Annotated in this window: 4 protein-coding genes; 2 read left to right on the plus strand and 2 right to left on the minus strand. The window is 72.9% G+C overall.

All coding sequences use genetic code 11. The features are described 5' to 3' along the window. On the plus strand, positions 1-709 hold a 709-nt coding region (locus PROKR_RS23850), incomplete at its 5' end, for an SDR family NAD(P)-dependent oxidoreductase (protein WP_036968546.1). Positions 710-731: 22 nt separating this feature from the next. Here the strand turns inward: PROKR_RS23850 and PROKR_RS23855 are convergent. Further along, positions 732-2,066 (minus strand): MFS transporter, encoded by a 1,335-nt coding sequence (locus PROKR_RS23855; RefSeq protein WP_084800647.1) that lies wholly within the window; start codon positions 2,064-2,066, stop codon positions 732-734. 82 nt (positions 2,067-2,148) lie between these two features. Here PROKR_RS23855 and PROKR_RS30990 point away from each other — a divergent pair, with 82 nt between their 5' ends. Further along, positions 2,149-2,739 carry an ArsR/SmtB family transcription factor gene (locus PROKR_RS30990; protein WP_051433294.1) on the plus strand — a complete coding sequence of 197 codons (591 nt, stop codon included), beginning with the start codon at positions 2,149-2,151 and terminating at the stop codon, positions 2,737-2,739. 6 nt (positions 2,740-2,745) lie between these two features. On the opposite strand, the gene PROKR_RS23865 is transcribed toward PROKR_RS30990, so the two are convergent. Then, positions 2,746-3,736: MFS transporter (locus PROKR_RS23865; RefSeq protein WP_084800645.1), on the minus strand; the 991-nt coding region annotated here is incomplete at its 5' end.

Here is a 3,736-nt window from a genome sequence, read left to right on the forward strand (position 1 = left end):
GTCCGGCATCGGCCGGGCCGTCGCCTCGCGCGTGGCCCGCGAGGGCGGGCGGGTGATCGCCGCCGACCTCTCCGCCGAGAAGCTCGACGAGCTCGCCGCCGCGCTGACCGGGCTCCCGGCCGGGGCCGGGATCGTCCCCGTCGCGGGCGACATCTCCGCCCAGGACGACGTCGACCGCATCGTGGCCTCCGCGGGCGACCGCGTCGACGCGCTGGCCAACGTCGCCGGGATCATGGACGACATGTCGGCGATCCACGAGGTGAGCGACGCCCTGTGGGAGCGGGTGCTGCGCGTGAACCTGGAGGGCACCATGCGGCTCACCCGCGCCGTCGTGCCCGGGATGCTGGCCGCGAAGGAGGGGCGCATCGTGAACGTCGCGTCCGAGGCCGGGCTGCGCGGCTCGGCCGCCGGCGTCGCCTACACGGCCTCCAAGCACGCGGTGGTCGGGCTGACGAAGTCGAACGCCGTGATGTACGCGAAGAGCGGCATCCGCACCAACGCCGTCGCGCCCGGCGGCGTGGCCACGGGCATCCCGGTGCCCGGACAGGCCGAGTTCGGCGCGCCGGTGCTGCGGCCCCACCAGGTCAACATCCTCAGCCTCGCCATGGCGGAGGAGCTGGCCGCGACCATCACGTTCCTGCTGTCGAAGGACTCGGTGAACCTCAACGGGGCGATCATCGCCGCGGACGGCGGCTGGTCCGCCGTCTGACCGGTCAGGTGGCCGACGACGGTCAGGTGGCCGACGGCGCGCGCGTCGTCGGCCACTCGACGACGTCGGCCGCCCAGGTGTCCGGGAGTCCGACGCGCCACAGCGGGCGCACCAGGAACATCGCCAGGAACAGCACGGTCCACGCGACGGCGAAGCACCACATCGCGGCGCTGATCCCGACGCCGTCGAGCAGCAGGCTGCCGACGAGCGGCGCCGCCGGTCCGGCCACCAGGCCGGTCAGCCCCATCGTCGCGGCCATGCGCCCCTGCATCTGCCCCGGCGTGATCGCAGTGACGTAGGAGAGCACCCCCGCGTTGAGCGCGGGCGCGAAGAACATCGCTCCCGTGAGCGCGGCGACGAACCCCCAGTAGGTCGGGAACAGCGCCATCACCACGACGGCGACGCCGGACACGCCGAGCGTCAATACCGTCAGGACACCCACGCGCACCCGCTGGACGAGAAGGCCCGCGAGGACCGAACCCAGGAGTACGCCCACGCCGACCGCGGTGTTGATCAGGCCGATGAGCGCGGGTGCCGTCCCGATGCTGACCAGGTGCAGGTTGATCGCGACCATCATGCCGTTCAGAACCACGTTGACCAGCATGAACAGCCAGAGCGACGCCCGGAGCAGGGGCACGCCGAACACGAAGCGCAACCCTTCCCGCAGCGCGGCAACGGGGTGCTCCGCGCGCGCGGCGTCGAGGTCGCCGTTGAGCGGCTCCCGGACCAGGGAGGTGGCCACCACGGACACCAGCCGGCTCGCCGCGGAGACCGCGAACGGCAGCACGGTGCTCATGCCGTAGAGCAGCCCGCCGAGCGGACCCTGGAGCAGGGTGGCCGCGGCGTCGCGCCCCTGCGCGACCGACATCGCCGGGCCCAGGTGCTCCGTCCGCACGACGGCGTGCAGGGCGGCGGTGCCGGCGGGGTCCATCAGGGAGCCGACGGCGGACGACACGAACAGCGCCCCCGCGAGGTGCGGGGCGGTGATGGAGAGACCGTCGACCAGGCCCGCGAACACCACGGTGGCCCAGGCGAGTGCCGCGACCGTGCCCCCGGCCATGATGAGCCGGCGCCGGTCGACCCGGTCCACGATCACCCCGGCCGGGAGCGTCATGAGCACCGACCCGAGCTGGCCGACGAACGAGATCACCCCGGCCTGGACCACGGACCCCGTGACCGCGAACGCGGCGAGCGGTACCGCGAAAGCGCCGACCGCGGCGCCCACGTCCTCGGCCGTCGCGCCCGTCAGGAGCAGGCGGTAGGAGCGGTTGCGCCAGAGGCTCGGCGCCTGCTCCCCCGGCGCCGTCGTCGTCTCGGTGGGCAACTCGTCCGGCAGCCGGGCCTCGTCCGTCGTCATGCCGCACACCATAGTTGCGCAATTGAAATTGCGCAATGATCCTTGCGCAACTGGAGATGCGCGAAGTTGCTAGCCTGGCGGCATGCCGAAGGAGCCCCTCCAGATCACCGACCCGGAGACCCTGCGCGCGATGGCGCACCCGCTCCGGCAGCGGATCCTGGTCGAGCTCAATGTCCGCGAGCACGCAAGAGCGGCGGACCTCGCCCGGTCGCTGGGCGAGCCGGCCAACTCGATCAGCTTTCATCTCCGGGTGCTCGCGAGGCACGGGTTCATCGAGGAGGCGCCCGAGCTCGCCCACGACAAGCGTGACCGGGTGTGGCGGCCCGTCGTGGACCGGTTCGTCGTCGACCGCGACATCGCGGGCGCCGAACGCGCCATCGAGCCGTACCTGCACTGGCTGCGCGACATGTTCCTCCGCGACCGGGACGCGCCCGGCGCGCGGGACGACCTGCACGAGGGCGTCGCGTCGGCCGGGTTCTTCACCCGGGACGAGGCTGAGGAGATGACGGCGGAGGTCCTGACGGTGCTGGAGAGATGGTCGGAGCGCACCAGCGCCGCCAAGCGTGCCGATCCCGACGACCCGAGGCGCCGGTACTACCAGATCCTCTTCGCCGTCGGGCCTCGGGCCGTGGACTCCACGGCAGAGGCCGTGGACGCCACACCGGAGGCATGAGCAGGCTCAGCCGTCGTGCTCCAGCGCGTCGGCCGCCCAGGTGTCCGGCGTGCCGATCCGCATCAGGGGACGAGTGAGGCTGAGCGCCACGAGCACCGCGGCCAAGGCGCCCACCATCGCCCACAGCGTGCCGCCGATGCCCCACGCCTCGAGGAGCGCGCTGCCCAGCACGGGCGCGGCGGGTGCCGCGATCAGGCCGGTCAGCCCGAGAAGCGAGGTGGCGCGACCCATCATGCGGTCGGGGATGATCACCGTGAGGTAGCCGGTGAAGCCCGCGTTGAGCGCCGGGTAGAGGAACACCCCGACGGCCAGCATCGCGACGAACACCCAGTACATGGGCGCCAGCGCCATGACGACGAGCGCCGCGGCGAGCAGGCCGATGGTCGCGACCCCGAACCGGCCCACGCGGACGCGCCGCACGATCGGCCCCGCGACGATCGCGCCGGCCAGCATGCTGATACCGGCGCACGCGTCCACGAGGCCGATGAGGCGCGGGTCCGTGCCGGTGCGCACCAGCTCCAGGTTGATCGCCACGACCAGGGCGATCGACGTCAGGTTCAGCAGCGTGATCAGCACCAGCACCGCGCGGAACAGGGGCACGGCGCCGACGAAGCGCAGGCCTTCGCGCAGGTCGGCGAGCGGGTGGGTCGCGCCGGTCCGCTCACCGTTGAGCGGACTGCGCACGAAGGAGACGGCCACCACCTCGATCACGTGCCCCAGCACGGAAGCGACGAACGGCAGCACGTGCGCCATGCCGTACAGGAACCCGCCGACGGGTCCGGCGAACAACGCGACCGCCGCCATCCGCCCCTGGTTCACGGCCATCGCGTTCGGCATCTGGGCGGCGGGGACGACGGCGCGCAGCGCTCCGCCCGACGCCGGGTTGACGAACGCGCTGACCAGCGAGGAGCCGAAGAGCACCGCCGCCAGGTGCCAGGCGCCGAGGGTGCCGGCCAGCCCCGCGCCGACGACCGTGGCCCACAACGCGGTGCCCGTC

Source organism: Promicromonospora kroppenstedtii DSM 19349 (genome assembly GCF_000515355.1).
GTDB classification, from domain to species: Bacteria; Actinomycetota; Actinomycetes; order Actinomycetales; family Cellulomonadaceae; genus Promicromonospora; species Promicromonospora kroppenstedtii.